This is a genomic window from Sphingomonas sp. AC522 (assembly GCF_979258125.1).
In genome coordinates, this window is the sequence record NZ_OZ409836.1 from 3,371,920 (window position 1) to 3,391,220 (window position 19,301).

At 65.6% G+C, this 19,301-nt stretch carries 22 protein-coding genes and 1 tRNA gene; 12 read left to right on the top strand and 11 right to left on the bottom strand.

All coding sequences use genetic code 11. The features are described 5' to 3' along the window. The first annotated feature begins 56 nt into the window (after window positions 1-56). The 4 genes from ACZZZM_RS16895 (at window position 57) to ACZZZM_RS16910 (ending at window position 1,949) form a co-directional block, all read left to right on the top strand. On the top strand, window positions 57-269 hold the full coding sequence (locus ACZZZM_RS16895; RefSeq protein WP_463596236.1) for a cold-shock protein: 213 nt from the start codon (window positions 57-59) through the stop codon (window positions 267-269). A gap of 107 nt (window positions 270-376) precedes the next feature. Then, the gene (locus ACZZZM_RS16900; RefSeq protein WP_463596237.1) at window positions 377-592 is read left to right on the top strand and encodes a hypothetical protein; all 216 of its coding nucleotides are present in this window, start codon (window positions 377-379) and stop codon (window positions 590-592) included. A gap of 64 nt (window positions 593-656) precedes the next feature. Continuing rightward, window positions 657-1,346: a hypothetical protein gene (locus tag ACZZZM_RS16905; RefSeq protein ID WP_463596238.1), complete on the top strand. Its 690-nt coding sequence runs from the start codon at window positions 657-659 to the stop codon at window positions 1,344-1,346. A 174-nt stretch (window positions 1,347-1,520) separates the two neighbouring features. Beyond that, complete coding sequence (locus ACZZZM_RS16910; RefSeq protein ID WP_463596239.1) at window positions 1,521-1,949, top strand: OsmC family protein; 429 nt, start codon at window positions 1,521-1,523, stop codon at window positions 1,947-1,949. Between the two features lie 105 nt (window positions 1,950-2,054). Here ACZZZM_RS16910 and ACZZZM_RS16915 read toward each other — a convergent pair whose 3' ends face one another. Beyond that, complete coding sequence (locus ACZZZM_RS16915; RefSeq protein WP_463596240.1) at window positions 2,055-2,456, bottom strand: low affinity iron permease family protein; 402 nt, start codon at window positions 2,454-2,456, stop codon at window positions 2,055-2,057. Between the two features lie 176 nt (window positions 2,457-2,632). On the opposite strand from ACZZZM_RS16915, the gene ACZZZM_RS16920 reads away from it, so the two are divergent. The 5 genes from ACZZZM_RS16920 (at window position 2,633) to ACZZZM_RS16940 (ending at window position 5,908) form a co-directional block, all read left to right on the top strand. Next, window positions 2,633-3,292 carry a hypothetical protein gene (locus ACZZZM_RS16920; RefSeq protein WP_463596241.1) on the top strand — a complete coding sequence of 220 codons (660 nt, stop codon included), beginning with the start codon at window positions 2,633-2,635 and terminating at the stop codon, window positions 3,290-3,292. Between the two features lie 112 nt (window positions 3,293-3,404). Then, window positions 3,405-3,767 carry a glycine zipper 2TM domain-containing protein gene (locus ACZZZM_RS16925; protein WP_463596242.1) on the top strand — a complete coding sequence of 121 codons (363 nt, stop codon included), beginning with the start codon at window positions 3,405-3,407 and terminating at the stop codon, window positions 3,765-3,767. Window positions 3,768-3,848: 81 nt separating this feature from the next. Continuing rightward, window positions 3,849-5,051, top strand: coding sequence for a glycosyltransferase (locus ACZZZM_RS16930; protein WP_463596243.1), 1,203 nt, complete (start codon window positions 3,849-3,851; stop codon window positions 5,049-5,051). Between the two features lie 28 nt (window positions 5,052-5,079). Beyond that, window positions 5,080-5,709, top strand: a complete 630-nt coding sequence (locus ACZZZM_RS16935; RefSeq protein WP_463596244.1) for a TMEM175 family protein — start codon at window positions 5,080-5,082, stop codon at window positions 5,707-5,709. 46 nt (window positions 5,710-5,755) lie between these two features. Next, a complete protein-coding gene (locus ACZZZM_RS16940) occupies window positions 5,756-5,908 on the top strand; it encodes a hypothetical protein (protein ID WP_463596245.1) in 153 nt (50 codons plus the stop codon). Here ACZZZM_RS16940 and ACZZZM_RS16945 read toward each other — a convergent pair. From ACZZZM_RS16945 to yajC, 6 genes are all read right to left on the bottom strand, one after another. Further along, window positions 5,854-7,746, bottom strand: a complete 1,893-nt coding sequence (locus ACZZZM_RS16945; RefSeq protein ID WP_463596246.1) for a hypothetical protein — start codon at window positions 7,744-7,746, stop codon at window positions 5,854-5,856. The two genes, ACZZZM_RS16940 and ACZZZM_RS16945, sit on opposite strands and share 55 nt — an antisense overlap. A gap of 55 nt (window positions 7,747-7,801) precedes the next feature. Next, complete coding sequence (locus ACZZZM_RS16950; RefSeq protein WP_463596247.1) at window positions 7,802-8,923, bottom strand: DUF3089 domain-containing protein; 1,122 nt, start codon at window positions 8,921-8,923, stop codon at window positions 7,802-7,804. 216 nt (window positions 8,924-9,139) lie between these two features. Next, on the bottom strand, window positions 9,140-9,511 hold the full coding sequence (locus ACZZZM_RS16955; protein ID WP_463596248.1) for an Mth938-like domain-containing protein: 372 nt from the start codon (window positions 9,509-9,511) through the stop codon (window positions 9,140-9,142). Continuing rightward, window positions 9,511-10,485 carry a protein translocase subunit SecF gene (gene secF, locus ACZZZM_RS16960; RefSeq protein ID WP_463596249.1) on the bottom strand — a complete coding sequence of 325 codons (975 nt, stop codon included), beginning with the start codon at window positions 10,483-10,485 and terminating at the stop codon, window positions 9,511-9,513. The genes ACZZZM_RS16955 and secF overlap by 1 nt, the downstream gene beginning before the upstream one ends. 12 nt (window positions 10,486-10,497) lie before the next feature. Beyond that, window positions 10,498-12,090, bottom strand: a complete 1,593-nt coding sequence (gene secD, locus ACZZZM_RS16965; RefSeq protein WP_463596250.1) for a protein translocase subunit SecD — start codon at window positions 12,088-12,090, stop codon at window positions 10,498-10,500. Further along, entirely contained in the window at window positions 12,090-12,437 is a 348-nt protein-coding gene (yajC, locus tag ACZZZM_RS16970) for a preprotein translocase subunit YajC (protein ID WP_463596251.1), read from the bottom strand. The genes secD and yajC overlap by 1 nt, the downstream gene beginning before the upstream one ends. Window positions 12,438-12,605: 168 nt before the next feature. On the opposite strand from yajC, the gene ACZZZM_RS16975 reads away from it, so the two are divergent. Further along, a tRNA-Pro gene (locus tag ACZZZM_RS16975) sits at window positions 12,606-12,682 on the top strand. 81 nt (window positions 12,683-12,763) lie between these two features. Here ACZZZM_RS16975 and ACZZZM_RS16980 read toward each other — a convergent pair. The 4 genes from ACZZZM_RS16980 to ACZZZM_RS16995 form a co-directional block, all read right to left on the bottom strand. Then, window positions 12,764-14,989, bottom strand: a complete 2,226-nt coding sequence (locus ACZZZM_RS16980; RefSeq protein WP_463596252.1) for a xanthine dehydrogenase family protein molybdopterin-binding subunit — start codon at window positions 14,987-14,989, stop codon at window positions 12,764-12,766. Next, window positions 14,986-15,972, bottom strand: coding sequence for an FAD binding domain-containing protein (locus ACZZZM_RS16985; protein WP_463596253.1), 987 nt, complete (start codon window positions 15,970-15,972; stop codon window positions 14,986-14,988). The genes ACZZZM_RS16980 and ACZZZM_RS16985 overlap by 4 nt, the downstream gene beginning before the upstream one ends. After that, window positions 15,969-16,469 (bottom strand): 2Fe-2S iron-sulfur cluster-binding protein, encoded by a 501-nt coding sequence (locus ACZZZM_RS16990; RefSeq protein WP_463596254.1) that lies wholly within the window; start codon window positions 16,467-16,469, stop codon window positions 15,969-15,971. Before ACZZZM_RS16990 ends, ACZZZM_RS16985 begins: the two co-directional genes overlap by 4 nt. An 80-nt stretch (window positions 16,470-16,549) precedes the next feature. Beyond that, entirely contained in the window at window positions 16,550-17,686 is a 1,137-nt protein-coding gene (locus ACZZZM_RS16995; RefSeq protein ID WP_463596475.1) for a Gfo/Idh/MocA family protein, read from the bottom strand. Window positions 17,687-17,837: 151 nt separating this feature from the next. Between ACZZZM_RS16995 and ACZZZM_RS17000 the strand changes: the two genes are divergently transcribed. Beyond that, entirely contained in the window at window positions 17,838-18,233 is a 396-nt protein-coding gene (locus ACZZZM_RS17000; RefSeq protein WP_463596255.1) for a c-type cytochrome, read from the top strand. 23 nt (window positions 18,234-18,256) lie between these two features. Continuing rightward, a complete protein-coding gene (locus ACZZZM_RS17005) occupies window positions 18,257-19,300 on the top strand; it encodes a sugar phosphate isomerase/epimerase family protein (RefSeq protein WP_463596256.1) in 1,044 nt (347 codons plus the stop codon). Window position 19,301: the final 1 nt, after the last annotated feature.

Genomic DNA, 19,301 nt, shown 5'->3' on the forward strand with positions numbered 1-19,301 from the left:
GCAACACGAGGGCTCTCCACGCTCGGAGACCCGTCAGAGAAAGAATGGAATTCCAAATGGCTATCACTGGCACCGTCAAGTTTTTCAACGCCGACAAGGGCTATGGCTTCATCGCTCCTGAAGACGGCACGGCCGATGCGTTCGTGCACATCTCGGCTGTCGAGCGCGCCGGCATGTCGACGCTGAACCAGAACCAGCGCGTGAGCTACGAGCTCGAGGAAGACCGTCGCGGCAAGATGGCTGCGGTCAACCTTCAGGCGGCAGACTAAATTCCGCTTGCCGGCGCATTCGTGCGCCGGCCGAGACCGGCGCCGGGCGATTTCCTTTCGGGGATCGCGCGGCGCCGTTCTTCCTTCCCTCTCGCCCCGGAGGCTTCATGGCCGATCTTCTCACGCTCTATCTAGACAATGCCAGCCGCGCTCAGGCCGACGCCGACGCCGCGACGCTCGACAATGTCCGCGACCGCAATTTGCGCGCCGCGCATGCCTGGGAGCAGATGGCCGATCGGATCGCGCGCACCGAGCGCGCCCGTGCCTCCCGTGAACCCCATGGCGATCCCGCACTTCACGAGCTGCAATCTACGGCACCGTAACGATTGTCCGGAACAGGCGCGCGGCCTAGTGGTTGATCGGTGGAAACCGACACAGGATAATCACATGGCCCCGCGCAAGACCCCTACCGGCACTCCCCGCGCCACGACGCGCCGCACTCCCGCCAAGCGCGCCGCCGCGCCCAAACCGGCCACACCCGCCGCCGAGGGTGAGCCAGAGCCGACTGAGGCGAAGGCCGTTACGGCCAAGGCTTCCGCTGCAAAGACTTCCAAGGCTCCCGCCGCCGCGAAGGCGAGCGAGAAGATTCCGACCAAAAAGGCGCCTGCCAAAAGCGCTGCAGCGAAGGCGCCTGCTGCGCCCAAGGCTCCCGCCGCTCCAAAAGCTCCCACCGTACCAAAAGCTGCGGCAGCCAAGCCGGCCGCACGCCGCAAGCCCGCCGCTGCCAAGCAAATCGCTCCAGCAGCCCCGCCCTCGCCCAGCCTTGCTGCCCGCGTCGAAGCCGCGCCCGTCGCGGTTAAGGCCGCGGGGATCGCCGGGCTGGCGGCCGCACTCGGTGGCGCCGTAGTCGGGCTCCTCCGCCTCTTCCGCCGGCCCGCGCGCGAAGGCACCGTTCCAACCGATCTGATGGGCGACACGCATCCGGACGGCAGCACCCGCGCGATCGGCGATTTCCGTCCCGATCCGACTGCGCCCGTCCCCGAGAGCGAGCGTGAGGCACTGCGTCCTCCCCTCGCAAAGCCCACGCTGGTGGGCGGCCAGGGTGACAATCTGCCGGGCTCGGACGGCCAGCGCTGATCGCTAGCAAGGAATATCTCTCCTGTGCACAGCATCGTGCTGCACGCGGTAGCCGGCGCCGCGATCGGCTCTGCGGCGGACCGCCATAAAGTGCGCTGCCGCTAAGGTTTGACTATCACGGGGCGTGGCGGCGTTCGACCGCCGCGCCCTTGGTTTGACAAGGAGGAACGGAATTTGACGACCCGCACCGCCAGCGCGCGCTATGAAGGCTTCGGCAAGGAAGGCCGGGGCCATGTCAGCACCCAATCGGGCGTGCTAACGGACCAATTTTACGGCTTCAGCACACGCTTCGGGGACGAGCCCGGCACCAATCCCGAGGAGCTCATCGGCGCTGCCCATGCCGGCTGCTTCACGATGGCGCTCAGCTTCGCCCTCGCCCGCGCCGGCTTCTCTGATGGCAGCATCGAGACCGAGGCGGCGGTCAAGCTTGAGCAGGATGGCGAAGGCGGCTTCACCATCACGCGCTCCGACCTAACGCTCATCGCAAGGGTGCCCGGGATCACGGAAGAGCAGTTCCAGGCGCTAGCCGAGGGCGCCCACGCCAATTGCCCGGTCTCCAAACTGCTCAAGGCCGAAAGCGCGCTCAGCGCAACATTGGCCTGATCACACCCGTCATCCCCGCGAAAGCGGGACCGAGGGTTTCGAGCCGGATCGTGGATGAGTCTTGGATCCTCGCTTCTGAGGGAGATGGGGAGCTGAGCCGCATGCCTAGCGGCGCCCGATCACCCGGCCGACGCCCTCATGCATCGCCGGGTCTTCGCGCCCGCATTCACGCTCGAGCTTGTCGCGGATCGCGATCAATTCCTTTTCGCTCAGATGCTCGATCCCGATAAATTCGTTGCGCCCGCTCTCAGCGGCGCGGATCAGTTCGTCGAGCTTGGCCTGGATCGCCGCGGCGTCGCGGTTCTGGGCATTCTGGATCAGGAACACCATCAGGAAGGTCACGATCGTCGTGCCGGTGTTGATCACCAGCTGCCAGGTATCGGAGAATTTGAAGACCGGGCCGGTCACGCCCCAGATCAGCACCACGAGCAAGGCCAGCACAAAGGCTGGCGGCCGCCCGGCCCATCCGGCCACCAATTGAGCGAAGCGTTCGAACCAGCGTCCCATGCATCTCTCCCGGCAGGATTTGATGCATGTTAGCGGGGAGCGAGTGGCAGGTCACGGTCCGTGTGGCGGGCCACCTCGCTCCAGACGCAAAAGGGGGCCGGCATTGCTGCCAGCCCCCATGTCACCGGACTTCGGCCATTTGACCCGGACGGATCGCAGGGCCTGGTTTCGGCGGCATGCTCCACCCGCGCCGGCAAGGGCATGCGGGTTTCGCGTCGGTCGCCGAGGCCGAATTCTCCGCACATTTCCCGAGGGTCCTGCGCTTCCTTTCCGGTCTCTGGCGGCCCGCTTCAGATCCGCCGCAAGCGGCGATCTGGAGCCTCGCGGAACGCTTTCCCGATCGATCCTCCAACCGTTCCACCGCTTGCGCGGCTTCCGAGCCGATGGGTCGCTCTTCGTGTTCGTCCCATCCACCGCACGTCTCGCTTTCGCGCCGCCGCAATTTCCGGTCCGTCCATCCCGGCCTTCCCTTCACGCTTTCGCCGCGCTTTCGCGCCGCTTCGGCTTCCGGTTCCGCCGTGCTTCGGCCGTCTCTCAAGACTTCCGCTACGCTTGCGCGCCGCATCGGTCTGCAACTGTCCGTCGCTGGCATCCCTACGTTCCTGTCTGGCTGGTTTCCCGAAGGCACCTGTCCGGACAAGTACGGTAAGTTTCTGATCCCGCTTTGGTTTCCCGCTGCCGAACCGTCTCCTTACAGTTATGAAGGTGTCACCGATTCCGAGTCGCGCAAAGCATCAAAACGCTCCGTGCGCCTGTTGATAACGTGGATAATGGGGAAAAGTTGGAAGGCCCGAGGCGGCGAATCGCGCGGGTCTGGTCACGTGCCGGGCCTTTAGCGCCGCGCTTCCGGAGCGCAACCCTGAACCGTCGTTCATGCAACCTGCCCTCCCCCGGAACGTTTCGCTCGCGGCCCCTGCAATTGCCCCTGCAGACACAATGGAGTGAAACATGCGTAAGATGATGCTCGCGCTCGGCGCGATGACGATGGCAGTCCCGACTTCGATGGTAGTGCCGGTCGCGGCGGCCAAGGCCGGCGTTGCCAACCCAAGCTCGGCCGCTGCCTTTGACCAACGTCGCAACCGCAATCGTAACCACAGCTACCGTGAGTGGCGCGGCCGTGACGGCAAGCGCTATTGCCGCCGTTCGGACGGCACCACCGGCCTGGTCGTCGGCGCAGTCGGCGGCGCGCTGGTCGGCCGCACGATCGACACACGTGGCGACCGCACCGGCGGCACCGTGCTCGGCGCGATCGCCGGCGGCCTGGCCGGCCGCGAGATCGACCGTGGCAACAGCCGCAATCGCTGCCGCTAAGCAAAATAAGGGGGTCCGTGCCGTGCGGGCCCCCTTTCCCATGCAAGCACCCGGTTAACCAACGCGCGCTATAGATCGCGCATGCTCCGCGTGCTTGTCCTCTCGTCGCTATTCCCTGACGTCTCGCGCCCCAATTTCGGCATCTTCGTCGAGCGCCAGACGCTCGCGCTGGCACAGCGTCCGGATACCGAGGTCCGCGTCGTCGCTCCGCGTGGGGTCCCGCCTTGGCCGATCCGCGCCCTGCCGCGTTACCGCAAACTGACCGCACTGCCCGCCCGCGAGAATTGGAAGGGCTTGGAAGTCGTCCGCCCCCAATTTCTCAATGTGCCGCTAACCGGCGGCCGCTTCCACGCAACCGCCCTGATCGAAGCGATTACGCCGGTGATCGATGCGGTCCACCGCGAGTTTCCGTTCGACATCATCGCCGGCGAGTTCTTCTTCCCGGATGGTGTCGCCGCCGTCGAGCTCGGCCGCCGCCTCGGCGTCCCCGTTTCGATCAAGGCACGTGGATCCGACGTACACCATTGGGGCCGCCTCCCCGTTACTGGCGAACAGGTCCGCGCCGCCGGCTGTGCGGCGGATGGAATGCTCGCGGTAAGCGAAGCGATGCGCAGCGACATGATCGCGCTAGGCATGCCCGGCGAGCGGATCGAGGCGATTATAACCGGCGTCGACCTGGATCGCTTCGCCCCGCGCGACCGCGCCGCGGCTAAGGCCGAACTCGGCATCGCCGGTCCGCTGATCCTGTCGGTCGGTGCGCTGATTCCCCTCAAAGGGCATGAGATCGTGCTTCGTGCGATCGCGACCATGCCCGGCGTGACGCTGTGCATCGCCGGCGATGGCCCCGATCGCCAGCGGCTCATGACCCTCATCGCCAAGCTCAGCCTTGAGCTCCGCGTCCGCCTGCTCGGCAACATCCCTCACGCCAAGCTCGCCCATTATCTCGCCGCCGCCGACGCAATGGCGCTAGCCTCCGAGCGCGAAGGCCTTGCCAATGCCTGGCTCGAAGCGCTGGCGAGCGGCACACCCGTGGTGATCCCGGACGTAGGCGGCGCGCGCCAGGTGGTCGGCAATGCAAGTGCCGGCCGCCTCGTCGAGCGCACGCCCCAGGCATTCGCGGCGGCACTCGCCGAAATCCTCGCCGCCCCGCCCGCTGCCGGGGCAGTGCGTGCCAATGTCGAGCCCTTCACCTGGGCCGCGAACAGCGAGCGCCTTCACGATTATTTCACTCGCTTGGTCCGTGCGCATCGATCGCGGCAAGACGCCAAAGCAATCCCCTGCTAGAACGCCCTGGAGCAGTTCGGGGGGATTGATGACGGAGAGCAGCGGCAGCGAAGCGCAGGGCCCGGGTCACTCGCTTGAGCGGATGATCTTCTTTTCGGACGCGGTGTTCGCCATTGCGATCACTTTGCTCGTGATCGAGATCCACGTGCCCGAAATCCATCACGGCACCGACAGCGACTATCTGATGGCGCTTGTTCAACTGCTGCCGAAATTCGCCGGCTTCTTCGTCTCCTTCTTCGTCATTGGTGCCTTCTGGGCCGGGCATCACCGCGCCTTCGATTGCGCACGCAACTGGGACCCGCGCCTGATCGCCCCCAATCTAATGCTGCTCAGCGCCATCGCGGCGATGCCGTTCTTTACTGCTTTCGCATCCGAATATCCCGGCGAGCGCGTTCCGATCGCGCTCTATTGCGGCTGGATGGTGCTGACTGCCCTGCTCAACATCCGCCTCCAGCGCATTGCCACCGCCCCGCCCGTCGCCGGCGGACAGGTTCCGCCCGAGCAGCGGCGGCTGGTCCGCCAGCGCGGGCTTGCAGTGCTGCTCGGCGCCATCACCGCGTTGGCCCTCGCCCTGGTGCACCCGTTCCTTGGCCAGCCCGGGTTGGTCTCGATCCCGCTCTGGCGACTCCTGCTCGGGCGTCTCGGCGTCCCGCGCTGAAACCCGATGCGCCCTTCCGCCGTTGATCGTGTGAAGGAGAAACGCGATGGCCGACCCCCAGACCGGCACCCCGAACGAAAATCTCTCGACCGAGCACCAGAAGGAAGGCGACGCCCGCTTCCCTTCGGACACGCTGGATCGCGATCAGACACCGGACACTGACGAGGAGGGCGACGAAGAGAAGATCGGCGTCGGCTGAGCCGGCGCGGGGCCGCCAAGCCGCGCAATGGCCGCCTCGAGCGCGCCGATCCGCGTCTCGAACCGCGCCTGGCTGGCCTCGCGCTGGCGCACGATGGCAATCGCCCGCGCCACCGGCCCCGCGATGTCGGCCAGCGCCTCCCGCTCGTCCTTGCCGAAGAAGCTGCCATCGGGTCGCGGGCCGAGCAGCAGCCAGCCGACCCGCCCGCAGCCTTCGGCTTCCAGCGGCACGCGCATGGGAAACAGCCCGTCGCCACGGTCGCAATCAAGCCCATCGGCTTCGCGCGGCACCCAGCCCTGCCGCCATTCGGAGATTTCCTCCGCGCCAATGTGCCGGGCCGCCTCCAGCGCATCGCCGACGATCAACGCGGCATGCCGCGCGCGCGCGCCGGTCTCCGCCCGCTTGAGCACCGCACGAGCAATCTCGCCCAGCGACGCCGTTTCGCGCAAATCCCCGACCAGCACCGGCAACCCGTTGCGAAGCGACAGCAGGCCCTGCTGAAAACGCCGTTCGGACCAGGCGCTCAGGCGGTGGTGCATCGGCGCGATCATCACCGCAGCCAGCGCCGCGCCGATCCCGCCCGCCACCGTGCCCATGCTGCCCTCGAAATATTGCTGCCCGAATGCCTCGACCAATTTCTCCCCCGCCGCGAAGACGAGCAGCAGCGAGACGGTGAGTGCCGCATAGACCGCCGAGCGGCTGATCGTCGCCTCGGCATCGTACAGCCGGAAGCGCAGCAGCGACACAATCAGGCCCAGCGGCAGCGCCACCACGGACACGAAGGACGCAACGGCAAAGAACAGGAAGGCAAGCGAGCTACCGGCAGTAAAGCGCCCGATCTTCGCAACTTCGAACAGGATCAGCATCACCAGCGTCAGCAAGGTGATGCACGACCCTCCGACCACCCATTTGATCTGCTGGCGTTCGGCGCCCGGCGGTGTCGAGCGATAGCGCTGGATTACCGCCACTGCCGCCGCCAGCGCCGCGGGGATCACCCCGATGCTGATCAGCCCGCCCGCCGTCTGCATCCACCGCGCCCAAAGCCCGATCATCGCTGCGCCGTTGAGCAGCAGATTGCACAGGATCAGCACCACGATCACCGCAACCACCCCGCGCGCGGTTCGCGATGTGAAGCGCCCGTCGGGGAACCCCGCAATCGCCAGGAACGATGCCAGCCAGCCCGTCACCCACCACGCCTGCAGCGCCTCACGCGGCACTGGCGTGTCGCTCCACCACCATAGCGATCCGCCGCGCATGCACAGCATCAGCAACGCGAAGGCGAACAGCATCGTCTCGGCATCGCCTCGCCGCCGATATACCAGCAGCAACGACGCGGCGATCATCACCAGCGGGAAGCATTCGCGCGAGAGCAGCTCGACGATCACATAGAGCCACACCGGCAGCCCGCTCGAAGGATCGGTGGCTGCCCACGGCGAATCGCTGCGCGCCAGCGTCGCACTGCGCGCCTTGCCGTCCTCCCCCACCAGACCCAGAACGATCCGCGTGCCGGCGTCGCCCAGCCGATCGCCAATTTCGAACTCGCTCGCCCCCGTCCGCAGCGCCTGCTCGTTGACTTGCACGATCCGATCGCCGACCCGTACGCCGGCGCGGGCAGCCTCGGGCGTGACGGCCCCGATCCCGTGCCCCGCCGCGCCATAGGTGAACGTCCGAAGCCCATAGGCCATCGTCGCGGGCACATTGTGCGACATGTCGCGCACCGCGAACCACAGCCCGAATGCGACTGCGACGATCGTCGGCAGCGCAATCAGCCAATAGGCGGCGAGCACCACGCAGCCGCGCCTCCCGGCGATCGACGGTAATCCCTGCGGAAGTGCCATACCTGCCCCCTCCGCTCAGCCTATCGCGAAGCCGCAGCGGTTCAAGGGGATAGCGTCAATGCTTCCTCGCCCATGCCTTTGCCTGGCGCCCGGCCAGCTCGACCAGATCGCCCTGCACCAGGTTCATGTCGATGAGGTGGAGCCCCCAGGAAGCCAACACAGTCGGGCCTACCTTGATGTCCCCGCCGACATCGTCGGCCCTCGGATCGGCGGGATCGGCATTGGTCGTCACCGCCAGATAATTGAACCCGTCCTTGCGCACGCATTCGGTGGAGAGCAGCCCCGGAAGCCGCACGAACGGCGTTGTCACCGGCTTGCCGTCATTGCTCCAACGCGGGCCTTCACCGCTGCTGAGCAAGCTGCCTGCGGTCGCCAGATAGGCATCGGCCACTGCCCGCCCGCCGCCGAGCGCCGCCGGATTGGTGCATCCCGCCTCGATACCGGGCCGGTCGCCCTTGCCGAAGCGGCTGTCGGCAGGGGGCGGCGCCGAGGCGCGGAAACTGGCGAAGGTCACGATGCAACCTGCCTGGTCGGCGGAGCGGCACAGGGGAATGGTCTGGGAGAGCCCCCCGACATCCTTGCCGATGGGCACCGGCACATTGCTCCCGATCAGCATCGCCGAAATCATCAGTTTCTCCGCCGGCTTGCCCTGGACCGCGCGCCCGATCAGCTGCGTCAGCACCGACGAGCCCTGGCTGTGCCCGATGAACACCACACCGCGGCCCTTATTGTCATGCGCCAGATAATCGTTCCAAGCGGCCTCGACATCGCGATACGCCATCTGCCGATCGACCGCGGGCGTCTGTCCGGTCATCAGCGCGCGCAATGCAGTCAGCGTCACCTGACGATAGATCGGCGCGAACACCCGGCACTTCGCGCCGAACCGCGCTGCCTGGAACTGGATCACCCGCCGCTCCTCGTCGCCCGGCACGAGATCGCTGTTCGGCGTCGCATCGAGCGAAACGGTCGGATAGACATAGAAACAATCGAAGCCCGGCTCTTTCGCCGCGGCGAACTTCTCGATCGTCCGCGAGCCGTCCGCGGCGATTACCGTCGTGCTCAGATCCTGCGCGCACGCATCCTGCCGCCCCGGCCGGCACAGCCAATTCCCATGCTGGCGATAATCGGGATCGTCGCCCAGCGTGACGCTGGCAAGAGCAAGGGCTAGCATCAGCATGGCATCTCTCCCAACCCGACGCCGTCTCGCGGCGATCGGAAAATGTTGATGAAGTTTAGTGTTTTCGGGGGGCGTGTCGAGCTGGAGCCGGGGCTCGACAGCGGCACAGTATCAGGACAGGCGAACGGCTTGGGCATCGCCGGACTCAATCATATTCGACGGGGTGTAGGACAGCTTTTTTCGCAATTTGCGCATAGCTTGCGCAGCTGAATTGGATCAATCCAGTGGGTAAAGCGCTCCGGCGACCCAGCGCAATTCGGCGCGTAGCACGCCCCAGGCGCGCGCCGCCGCGCGGCTGTCCATCGCCTCGACGCCGATACCCCGCGCTCCCAGTGCCTTCACGAAAGCAAGCGGCGGCCGCCGCATCGTCGCGCCTGTGCCGAGCAACAGGAATTCGGGCTTGGGGTTCAACGCCAGCAGCGGCGCTAGGTCGCCTTCGCCGAGTTGATCGAGCGGCGGCGGCGTCCAGCCATCGGCACGCTCGGGGCTGATCAGCAGTCCTTCATAAACGCCGCCATCGACCTTGAACCCACGCCCCGAAAAGCCGGAGATCACCGGCCCCTCGGCGCCCTGGCGGTTCATTTCCATTACTTTGGCTCGCGCGGCCCCACGCGCTCAGCACCTGCGGCCACGCTCTTGTCAGGCTTTTCCTCGCGGAAGCCCGGCTTGAGCCCGAGCGTGATCAGCAGCGACGACGAGACATAGACCGACGAATAAGTGCCGACGACGATGCCGAGCATCATCGCTGCGGTGAAACCGCGCAGCACGTGCCCGCCGAACAGCAGCAGAGCGCCCAATGCCAGCATGATTGTGACCGAAGTCATGACCGTACGCGGCAGGGTCTCGTTGACCGACAGATCGATCAGCTCGCTCATCCCCATCTTGCGGTATTTTCGCATATTCTCGCGGATACGGTCGTCGATCACCATCTTGTCGTTGATCGAATAGCCGATGATCGTCAGCACCGCGGCCACGATGTTCAAGTCGAACACGAATTGGGTGAGCGCAAAGAATCCGAGCGTCATCAGCACGTCGTGGATGATCGCGACTGCGGTCGATACACCGAACTGCCATTCGTAGCGCAGCCACGAGAAGATCGCGATGCCGATGATCGCGAGGAACACCGCGAGCACGCCGTTGAAGATCAGCTCGTCCGAAACCTTGCCCGAGACGGTCGAATAATTGTTGAAGGTCGCGCCGGGGAATTTCGCCGCAAGCGTCGTCTTCACGGTCTCGACCATCTTGTCGACAGCGTCCGGCGCGCTCGATTCGGGCAGCGGCAGGCGGATCGTCACCGTGTTGTTGCTGCCGAGCTGCTGGAGCGAGCCTTCGCCGAAGCCGAGCCCGTTCACCGTCGAGCGAATCTCGTCGAGCGGCGGGGCCGAGGCAAACTTCTCCTCGATCGAGACGCCGCCGACAAAGTCGACGCCCATGTTGAGCCCGCGCGCAAACACCAGGCCGATCGCCGCCACCGTCAGCAATGCCGTGATGACGAACGCGATGTGGCGAACGCGGACGAAGCCGATGTTCGTATTGTCGGGAACGATCTTGAGGAGCCGCATGCTTGGCGTCCTTTAAATGTTGATTTCGCTGGGGCGGTTCTTGCGCACCCAGATCGAAACCATGAGCCGGGTAAAGACCACGGCGGTGAAGACGGAGCTGGCGATACCGATCAGCAGCACGACTGCGAAGCCGCGGATCGGGCCCGAGCCGAGGATCAGCATGATCACGCCGGCAATGGCGTGCGTCACATTGGCCTCGAAGATCGTCCGGCTGGCTTCCTTATAGCCGAATTCGAACGCCTGCGTCACGCTGCGGCCGCGGCGCCGCTCTTCGCGCACGCGCTCGTTGATCAGCACGTTGGCGTCGACCGCTGTGCCGATGGTCAGCACGAAGCCGGCGATGCCGGGCAGCGTCAGCGTGGCGTTGAGCATGCCCATCACCGCGAGGATGATCAGCACGTTGATCGTCACTGCCAGCGTCGCATAGATGCCGAAGCGGCCATAGGTCAGGATCATGAAGGCGATGACCGCGATGATCGCGATAATCGATGCCGTGATGCCCGCCTTGATCGAATCCGCGCCAAGCTCGGGGCTGACGGTGTTTTCGGAAACGACCTTGAGTTCGATCGGCAGCTTGCCCGAACGCAGCGCAATCGCCAGTTCGTTCGCGGTCTCGACGGTAAACCCGCCCGAGATCGTGGCGCTGCCGCCCAGGATCGGCTCGTTGATGTTGGGGGCCGAGATCACCTGGTTGTCGACGATGATCGCGAACGGCTTGCCCGAATTCTCCTGCGTCACCTTGGCGAAACGCCGCGAGCCTGCGCCGTCGAGGCTGATCGCCACGTCGGGCCGGCCCTGCTGGTCGAAGGATTGGGTAGCGTTGACCAGCATGCCCCCATCGATGATCACGCTGCGGAACACTGCGATCTGACCGCCGCCCTCCTGATAGGGCAGCACCTGGCTGCCCGGCGGGATCTGGCCAGAAGCGATCATTTCGGGAGTCACGGTCGTATCGACCAGCTTGAATTCGAGCTTCGCGGTCCGGCCGAGCAATTTCTTGAGCGCGCTTGGATCCTGCAGGCCCGGCACCTGGACGACGATGCGGTTCGACCCTTCGCGGATCACGGTCGGCTCGAGCGTGCCGAGCGCGTTGATGCGCTTATCGACGATCTCGCGGGCGTCGTTCATCGCCTCTTCGGCCTTCGCGCCGAGGCCAACCGAAGTCGGGGTCAGCACGAAGCGGCTCGAATCGACAACCGCAATGTCCCACTCACGCTGGCCGGTAGTGCCCACCCCGCTGCCGGTGATCGTCAGCAGCTTCTCGCGCGCGGCATCGACCTTCGATGGGTCGCGGACCATGAAGGTCACCTTGCCGCCCTGCACCGATATGTCGCCGATATCGACGCGCGGATCGCGCCGCATGTCGGTGCGGACCTGTTCCTTCATCTGCTCGAGACGCGCCTGCGCCACGCCGCTGGTATCGCCTTCGAGCAGCAGATAGCTGCCACCCGCGAGATCGAGGCCCAGATTGATCGCCGGCTTCGGCATCCAGCCCGGCCATTTCTCGCGCGCGCTCTGCGGGAAGAAGCTCGGGATCGACAGCGCGATCATGATCGCGATGCCGATGAAGATCGTCAGCCGCTTCCAGCGGGGAAAGTCCAGCATCAGTCGTTCGCGGGCTTGCCGCCGAGCGGCTGCACGCTCTGCAGCGTGGCCTTCACGACCCGCACGCCCTTAACGGTGGCGCTGAGATCGAGCTCGACTTCATCGTCGGTAACCTTGGTGACCTTGCCGATCAGCCCACCGCCGGTGACGACGGTGTCGCCCTTCTTCACGGCGCTCACCGAATTCTGAAGCTCCTTCATCCGCTTTTGCTGCGGGCGGATCATCAGGAAATAGAAGACCACGAAGATCAGGACGAGCGGCATCAGCGAAACGATGGCGCCCATCGCGCCGCCGCCGCTGGATCCTGCCGCGCCTGCGGCCTGTGCATATGCTGGGGAGATGAACATGGCTTCCCGAATGTCTGGAGACAGGAGCGAAAACCGCCCCGTTCAAGCGGCGCGCGCTAACATGCGTTCACGGCGCACGCAACTATTGTCACAGCGGGTTGCATCCCGCGCGCAAGCGGCATAGAGGCCGCTCCCCTGAGCCCGCTATGGCGGACGCAGGTCTCTGGTCGGGGCGTAGCGCAGCCTGGTAGCGCATCACACTGGGGGTGTGGGGGTCGCAGGTTCGAATCCTGTCGCCCCGACCAATCGAGACCAAATGGTCGCAGGCGAATTGGCAGTCGCGGGGCCGACTACCTCTGAACTTCGCCGCCATGCACTCGCTAACATTATACTGTCGGCAACCCGTCAAGCAGCTTGTCGAGCGTCAGCGGAAAATCGCGAACGCGTATGCCCGTCGCGTTGTAGATGGCGTTCGCAACCGCCGCGCCGGCACCGGAAATGCCGAGTTCGCCAATGCCCTTGGCCTGCAATGGATTGGCGTAGGGGTCGCGCTCGGGAAGAAACACGATCTCGATGTCCGGCACGTCGGCATGGACGGGCAAATGATATTCGGCGAGGTCGCGGTTGACGATCTTGCCCGAGCGCGTGTCGTGGACCAACTCCTCGGTCAGCGCCGCGCCGATGCCGAACACTACGCCGCCGATACATTGCGACCGCGCGGTCTTCTCGTTGAGGATCCGCCCGGCAGCGAAAGTGCTGAGCCAGCGCTTGACGCGCGCTTCGCCGGTGATTGCGTTAACGTGCACCTCGCAGAAATGCGCGCCGTATGAGGCCTGGCGCATATTCTCGTCGAGCTTGCCCGATTCGATCTTGCCGGTGGTCGCCATTCCCTCGCCGACCAGTTCGGCGATGCTGGCGCTTCGGCTCGCGCACATGGCCTGGCCGTCCTTCAGGGTCATATCCTCGGGCGCGCAGCCGAGCCGGTCGGCGAGCCGTTCGCGCAAGCCCTCACAGGCTAGATAGACAGAGGAGCCGCTGCTGCCCGCGCCCCATGACCCGCCCGAGCCTGCGCCGGGGGGAAAGCGATTGTCGCCCAAGCGCACTTCGATGCGCTCGATCGGCAGACCGAGCATCTCGCCGGCGATCTGGGCGAGGATAGTGTAGGTGCCGGTGCCGATATCGGTCATGTCGGTCTCGACGATCGCGCGGCCGTCGGATGTCAGCTCGACGCGCGCTTCCGAGGTCATCAATTTGTTCGAGCGCGCCGATGCCGCCATGCCGTGGCCGATCAGCCATTCGCCGCGACGCAGGCCGCCGGGTGTGGTGTTGCGCTCCGCCCAGCCAAAGCGCGCGGCACCCTGGTCGAGACAATCGACCAGGCTGCGGCTTGAAAAGGGCACGCCCTTTTGCGGATCGCTCTCGGGCTCGTTGCGCTTGCGCAGCTCGATCGGGTCGATGTCCAGCTTCACCGCCAGTTCGTCCATCGCGCATTCGAGCGCGAGCATGCCGACTGCCTCGCCGGGGGCGCGCATCGAGCCGGAGAGGACGCGGTTTATGCGCACGATGTCGTGCGTGATTTCGCGATTGGGCGCTTCGTAGAGGAAATGCGTCGAGGTGCCGGCGGGCTCGAAAAAGTCCTCGCCCGGCAAATTGCTCGAGATCGTCGCGTGGCCGATGCCCACAAGCTTGCCATCCGGCGTGGTGGCAAGGCGTACGCGCTGGTGCGTTTCGGAGCGGCGGACGGTGGCGTCGAACACTTGCTGGCGCGTCATCACCGCCTTGACCGGCCGGCCGAGCTTCTTAGCCGCCACCGCCGCCGCCACGGATTCGGGAGCGATGCCAAGCTTCGATCCGAAACCGCCGCCGACATAGGCCGCGACGATCCGCACCTGATCAGCCTCGAGCCCCAGCGCATCAGCCAGCTGCTGCCGATCGGAGGCCGGCATCTGGTAGGAGCCATAAAGCGTCAGATTGTCGCCATCCCAACAGGCTATAGAGGCATGCGGCTCCATCGCCGCGCTGTTCTGGCTCGGCGTGGTGTAAGTGACGTCGATCGCTGCTGCCGCACTTTCCATCGCCGCATCGAGATCGCCCTTGGCGAAATGCGGATCGACCGGTCCGCCCGGGCTCGGCTCCTCGGCCTCGCCGAGCCGATCATCGAAGCTATATCGTCCTGCTTTGCGCTCGACCTCGATCTTCAGCCGCTCGCCCGCCGCGCGTGCAGCTTCATAAGTCTCGGCGACGACGATCGCGATCGGCTCGCGGAAATACTGGACCTCGCGCACGCCCTGCTCGGGCGCTTCGGTCTCGCCGCCTTGGCCGGCATTGCGAAGGAAGGTCTCGTAATCGATCACCACGTCGATGACGCCGGGCATCGCCTTGGCGCCGTCCACATCGATCCCGAGCACCGTGCCCGCCCCGAACGGCGCCTCGACGAGATAGCCATAGGCCAAATTGTCGATTTGATATTCGGCGGCATAGGGGGCGCGGCCCGAAACCTTGAGCGGCCCGTCGATGCGATCGAGCGGGCGGCCGATCACGCCCTGCGCGCCATCGAGCAGGCTGTGCTCGACAGGCTCGTCCATCACCAGATTGCGCTTGGCATCGGTCATCGCGCCGTCTCCGTGAGTTCGCGCAAACAGGCGATCAGCGTGCGACGCGCCAGCGGCAGCTTGAAGTCGTTGGCACCATAGCCTTTTGCGTCGCGCAGCAATGCATCCGCGGCGGCTGCGAAACTCTTCGCGTCCGGCGCCGCGCCGATAAGCGCCTGTTCCGCAGCCGTGTCGCGCCACGGGATCGTGCCGAGTCCACCGAACGCCAGCCGCGCCGAACTGATCCGTCCATCCTCGACCGCCACCGCCGCGCCGACGGAAACCAGGGCAAAGGCATAGGAAGCGCGATCGCGCACCTTGCGATAAATCTGGCGGCCGGCCGGCGGCGCGGGCAGCTCGACATGCGTGATGAGCTCGCCATGCTCCAGCACCGTCTCGATCTGCGGAGTGTCGCCAGGCAGGCGGTAAAAGTCCCCAAGCGCGATACGCCGGGTTTCCCCGTCCGGGCGCAGCGTAACGACCGCCGCGTCCAGCGCGCGCATTGCCACCGCCATGTCGGAAGGGTGAGTGGCGATGCAATGATCCGAAGTGCCGAGCACCGCGAGGATGCGGTTGAACCCCTCACGCGCCGAGCAGCCCGAGCCGGGCTCGCGCTTGTTGCAGGGCGTCGCGGTGTCGTAGAAATAATAGCAGCGGGTGCGCTGGAGCAGATTGCCACCCGTTGTCGCCTTGTTGCGCAACTGCCCCGACGCACCGGCGAGCAGCGCCTGTGACAGCAGCGGATAATCCCGGCGCACGATCGGATGCGACGCAAGGTCCGAATTGGGCACCAGCGCGCCGATGCGCAGCCCGCCCTCGCCAATTTGCTCCACCTCGCGCAGATCGAGCCGGCTGATATCCACCAGCCGCTCGGGTGTCTCGATCTGGAGCTTCATCAGGTCGAGCAGATTGGTGCCGCCGGCAATGAAGCGTGTGGCCGAAGCGGTCGCCGCCTGCACCGCGCCCATGGGGCTTTCGGCGCGACTATAGTCGAACGCCTTCATGCGGCTTCGCCCGAGGCTTCAAGGATCGCGGCGACAATGTTCGGATATGCCGAACACCGGCACAGATTCCCGCTCATCCTTTCGCGGATTTCCTCTTGGGAAATCGCTGGCGCGGCGTCTTCCGTCTCGCTGACATGGCTCGGCCAGCCCTTCGCAATTTCGTCGAGCATGCCCACCGCCGAGCAGATCTGCCCGGGTGTGCAATAGCCGCACTGATAGCCATCGTGGCGGACAAAGGCGGCCTGTAACGGGTGGAGCGCCTCGGGAGTGCCGATCCCTTCGATCGTTATGATCTCGTCATCCTCGTGCATGACGGCCAGCGTCAGGCAGGAATTGATCCGGCGGCCGTTGATCAGCACGGTGCACGCCCCGCACTGCCCGTGGTCGCAACCCTTTTTGGAGCCGGTGAGCATCAGATGCTCGCGAAGCAAATCGAGCAGCGACGTCCGGACGTCGACATCGACCTCATGCAGCACGTTATTGACTCTAAGCCGCATGAACTCACCTCACCGTCGCGAGGCGCTCAACGCACGGGGCTGGCGGGGTTTCCTTAATTCGAGTCTGTCGCGCTTCCGGTTCAGGGCCGTGCCAGCGGCGTCCATTTCTGCGTGCCGGCGCTGTTCTCGATCATCGTTTCGACGAATGCCATCGTGCGCAGGCCGTCGGCGATACCGGGGAACCAGTTGTCGGCGCCGCGTGCGGGCGGGGCACTCGCGCCCGTCCGTATCGCTTGGGCGAAGCTGCGGTAGAGATTGGCAAATGCCTCTAGATAACCCTCAGGATGCCCCGCGGGGGTTCGCAGCCGCGTCAGCGTCGAAGCGGCAAGGCCCGGTCCGCCGGCGCGGACGATCTCGGCGGGGCGGTCGAGCCAGCGCAGGGTCAGCGTGTTGGGCTCCATTTGCGACCATTCCAGCCCACCTTTCTCGCCATGGATACGCAGGCGCAGGCCGTTCTCGTCTCCGGCGGCAATCTGGCTGGCCTTGAGCACGCCCCGCGCGCCGCCTTCCAGCCGCAGCAATGCCGCCACGTCGTCGTCGAGGCGGCGGCCGGGGACGTGAATGGTCAGATCGGCGCTGAGTTCTTCGACGGCAAGGCCCGAGACATGCTCAGCGAGATGAAAGGCGTGGGTGCCGATATCGCCGAGGCAGCCGCCGAGCCCGGCGCGCGCGGGGTCGGTCCGCCACTCGGCCTGCTTATTGCCTTCGCGGTCGATGGGTTGGCTCAGCCAGCCTTGCGAGTACTCGACTTGCACCAGCCGGATCGCGCCGAGATCGCCGCGCGCCACGCGTACGCGCGCCTCTTCGACGAGCGGGTAGCCGCTATAGGTGAAGGTCAGCCCGTAGAGCTTGCCGCTGCGCTCGACGGCGGCGGCGATGGCCTGCGATTCGGCGAGGTCGAGCGCCATCGGTTTGTCCGAAATCACGTGAAATCCCGCATCGAGCGCGGCGATCGCGGCAGGAGCATGGAAATGATTGGGAGTGACGATCGCCAGCACCTGCATCCGCTGATCCTCCGGCAGGGCGTTTTCGCCGGCGAGCATGGCTTCGAGCGTCGGATAGGCGCGGGCAGGATCGAGACCCAGCGCCACGCCGCTGCGCCGGCCGCGCTCGGCATCGCTGCTGAATGCGCCGCAGACCAGTGCATATTCGCCGTCGAGTGCAGCTGCCATGCGGTGCACCGCGCCGATGAACGCCCCTTCGCCCCCGCCGACCATGCCGTAGCGAATTCGCGGATATGTGCTCGCCACTGCGCTCTCTCCCGATGATTGCGATCAACCGAGCCGGTCAGGCTTGCGCTGCGCGCCGGCAACCGCTTAGATGCTGTCAACGATGTCAACCGACTGGTTGCCACACTCGGAGGGGATAGTGAAAGCTTTGATCGCGCTGCCCCTCGCGGCAGCATCGCTCGGCGCGTTAGCGCTAACGGCCGCGTCCCCGAGCGTTGGGGCGAGCCCCGCGCAGGATGCGGGCGCGCAGGCATTCGCCACGTGCCGCGCCTGTCATACGCTTCCCGCTGGCGGCAAGAGCGTGATGGGTCCCAATCTCAACGGGTTGTTCGGCCGCAAGGCGGGCTCGGTGGCGGGGTTCAATTACAGCGCTGCGCTCAAGGCATCGGGCATCGTCTGGGATGCGAAGAGCCTCGACCAATATCTTGCCGCGCCGACCGCAAAGGTGCCGGGCACGCGCATGGTGGTGAAAGTGGCCGATCCGGCCCGCCGCGCGGCGTTGATTGCGTATCTGAAGGCAGAAACGAAGAAATAGAGTTCGTCTCAAAGGGAGTGGTCATGAAGGGTCCGGCGGTTTTTCTCGCGCAGTTCATGGGCGATGCCGCGCCGTTCGACACCCTGCCCTCCGCCGCGCGCTGGATGGCCGAGGCGGGCTATGTCGGCGTGCAGATTCCGACTTGGGACAGCCGCTGCATCGATCTCGCCACTGCTGCCGAGAGCCAGGATTATTGCGACGAACTGGCCGGCACCTGCCGCGAGGCGGGCGTCGAGATCACCGAGCTTTCGACGCATCTGCAGGGCCAGTTGGTCGCGGTGCACCCGGCTTATGACGTAGCGTTCGACGCGTTCGCGCCCGATGCGCTGAAGGGCAAGCCGGCCGAGCGGCAGCAATGGGCAGTTGAACAGCTCCATCTATCCGCCAAAGCGAGCCGCCGGCTGGGGCTGGACGCGCATGCGACCTTCTCGGGCGCTCTGGCCTGGCCCTATCTATATCCCTGGCCGCAGCGGCCGGCTGGTCTGGTCGAGGAAGCGTTCGGCGAGCTCGCCAAGCGCTGGTGGCCGATCCTCGATGCGTTCGACGAGCAGGGCGTCGATCTTGCTTATGAGATTCATCCGGGTGAGGATCTGCACGACGGGGTGACTTTCGAGCGGTTCCTGGCCGGCGTGAACAATCATCCCCGCGCGAACATCCTCTACGATCCCAGCCATTATGTGCTGCAGGCGCTCGATTATCTAAGCTTCATCGACATCTATCACGAGCGGATCCGGATGTTCCACGTCAAGGACGCCGAGCTCAACCCGAACGGGCGCTCGGGCGTATATGGCGGGTTCCAGGAGTGGGTCGACCGCCCCGGCCGCTTCCGGTCGCTCGGCGACGGACAGGTGGATTTCGGCGGAATCTTCTCGAAGCTGACGCAATATGGCTATGCCGGCTGGGCGGTGCTCGAATGGGAATGCTGCCTCAAGCATCCTGAGGACGGCGCGCGCGAAGGCGCCCCGTTCATCGCGGCACATATGATCCGGCGTGCTGACAAGGCATTCGACGATTTCGCGGGGGGCAGCGATCCGGGGATGAACCGCAAGCTGCTGGGGCTGAGCTGAA

Coding starts and splice junctions, on each gene's coding strand:
- ACZZZM_RS16950 (WP_463596247.1), bottom strand. CDS start 8,923: ATGCTGATGCTAGCCCTTGCTCTTGCCAGCGTCACGCTGGGCGACGAT.
- ACZZZM_RS16900 (WP_463596237.1), top strand. CDS start 377: ATGGCCGATCTTCTCACGCTCTATCTAGACAATGCCAGCCGCGCTCAG.
- secD (WP_463596250.1), bottom strand. CDS start 12,090: ATGCTGGACTTTCCCCGCTGGAAGCGGCTGACGATCTTCATCGGCATC.
- ACZZZM_RS16920 (WP_463596241.1), top strand. CDS start 2,633: ATGCTCCACCCGCGCCGGCAAGGGCATGCGGGTTTCGCGTCGGTCGCC.
- ACZZZM_RS16925 (WP_463596242.1), top strand. CDS start 3,405: ATGCGTAAGATGATGCTCGCGCTCGGCGCGATGACGATGGCAGTCCCG.
- ACZZZM_RS16990 (WP_463596254.1), bottom strand. CDS start 16,469: ATGCGGCTTAGAGTCAATAACGTGCTGCATGAGGTCGATGTCGACGTC.
- ACZZZM_RS16940 (WP_463596245.1), top strand. CDS start 5,756: ATGGCCGACCCCCAGACCGGCACCCCGAACGAAAATCTCTCGACCGAG.
- ACZZZM_RS16985 (WP_463596253.1), bottom strand. CDS start 15,972: ATGAAGGCGTTCGACTATAGTCGCGCCGAAAGCCCCATGGGCGCGGTG.
- ACZZZM_RS16905 (WP_463596238.1), top strand. CDS start 657: ATGGCCCCGCGCAAGACCCCTACCGGCACTCCCCGCGCCACGACGCGC.
- yajC (WP_463596251.1), bottom strand. CDS start 12,437: ATGTTCATCTCCCCAGCATATGCACAGGCCGCAGGCGCGGCAGGATCC.
- ACZZZM_RS16945 (WP_463596246.1), bottom strand. CDS start 7,746: ATGGCACTTCCGCAGGGATTACCGTCGATCGCCGGGAGGCGCGGCTGC.
- ACZZZM_RS16995 (WP_463596475.1), bottom strand. CDS start 17,686: ATGGTCGGCGGGGGCGAAGGGGCGTTCATCGGCGCGGTGCACCGCATG.
- ACZZZM_RS16895 (WP_463596236.1), top strand. CDS start 57: ATGGCTATCACTGGCACCGTCAAGTTTTTCAACGCCGACAAGGGCTAT.
- ACZZZM_RS16935 (WP_463596244.1), top strand. CDS start 5,080: ATGACGGAGAGCAGCGGCAGCGAAGCGCAGGGCCCGGGTCACTCGCTT.
- ACZZZM_RS16955 (WP_463596248.1), bottom strand. CDS start 9,511: ATGGAAATGAACCGCCAGGGCGCCGAGGGGCCGGTGATCTCCGGCTTT.
- ACZZZM_RS17005 (WP_463596256.1), top strand. CDS start 18,257: ATGAAGGGTCCGGCGGTTTTTCTCGCGCAGTTCATGGGCGATGCCGCG.
- ACZZZM_RS16930 (WP_463596243.1), top strand. CDS start 3,849: ATGCTCCGCGTGCTTGTCCTCTCGTCGCTATTCCCTGACGTCTCGCGC.
- ACZZZM_RS16915 (WP_463596240.1), bottom strand. CDS start 2,456: ATGGGACGCTGGTTCGAACGCTTCGCTCAATTGGTGGCCGGATGGGCC.
- secF (WP_463596249.1), bottom strand. CDS start 10,485: ATGCGGCTCCTCAAGATCGTTCCCGACAATACGAACATCGGCTTCGTC.
- ACZZZM_RS16980 (WP_463596252.1), bottom strand. CDS start 14,989: ATGACCGATGCCAAGCGCAATCTGGTGATGGACGAGCCTGTCGAGCAC.